The organism is Candidatus Protofrankia californiensis (assembly GCF_900634765.1).
In the GTDB taxonomy this organism is placed as follows: Bacteria; Actinomycetota; Actinomycetes; order Frankiales; family Frankiaceae; genus Protofrankia; species Protofrankia californiensis.
In genome coordinates this window covers 8,464-9,271 of the sequence record NZ_CAAAFT010000343.1, presented here as the reverse complement: position 1 = coordinate 9,271, position 808 = coordinate 8,464, and the positions used below count along the sequence as shown (strand labels likewise).

Genomic DNA, 808 nt, shown 5'->3' with positions numbered 1-808 from the left:
TGACCAACGGCGTCCGATCAGCGGGCGGGCTGTCCGCGCCCGGCGGGTCGGCACCCAGCGTCCCGGTAAACCCGCCCCGGGTGGCCCTGCCCGTTCCCCGGGACGGCGGCGTCCACCCGGAAGAGGTGATCAGCCCGGCCCCGACCGTCACCGAGGTGTTCGAGGTGGTGGACGGGCGGTCGAGCGGGTCGTCGGAGCATCCCGCGGCACCCGTACCAACCCGAGTGCGCGCGGAGGCGGCGTTCAAACCGCTTGCGCGCAGCGACAAGAGCCGGCTGGACGCCGCCGATCTCGCCCGCCTCGCCGAGGGGTCGATCGCGAGCGTGTTCGGTACCGCCTACGACCAGGACGGCGCCAACCCGTCGATCCGGCTCGCGCTGCCGCAGGCCCGGATCCCCGGACTGTTGCTGGGCTGGGTGGACGGCCTTGACGTGCGGGGCGGCGGCTGGGGCAGCGGAGCCCTCCGCGCCGGGCTGCGGCTCGGCGCTGCGGCCGGGACCTCCTCGCCGCAGGCCGAGCCGGCCCAGGGCGCACCGACGCAAGGCGCACCGGCGCAGGAGCGGGCCGTGCTCCTCGCCGAGGCGACAGCGCAGGCCGCCCAGCTGTTCGCCCTGTACCTGGGCCTGCACCTGTGCTTCGCCGACGCCACGTTCGTGCGCGGCGTGCCCGACGGGCGGGGCGAACCGGACCGTTGCCAGGTCGAACTCCTCGGGTCGGCGTCGGATGCCGACCACGAGATAACCCTCGAGGTCACCGGCGTCGACCTCGTCCCGCGGCCGTGGCTGTCCGTCGACGCCGAGTTCCGTGC

Annotated in this window: 1 pseudogene; it reads left to right on the top strand. The window is 75.2% G+C overall.

Annotated elements, in window-relative coordinates:
• Positions 1–808, top strand: a pseudogene (locus DD1DGNOD_RS29745) (beta-ketoacyl synthase); the annotation flags it as partial.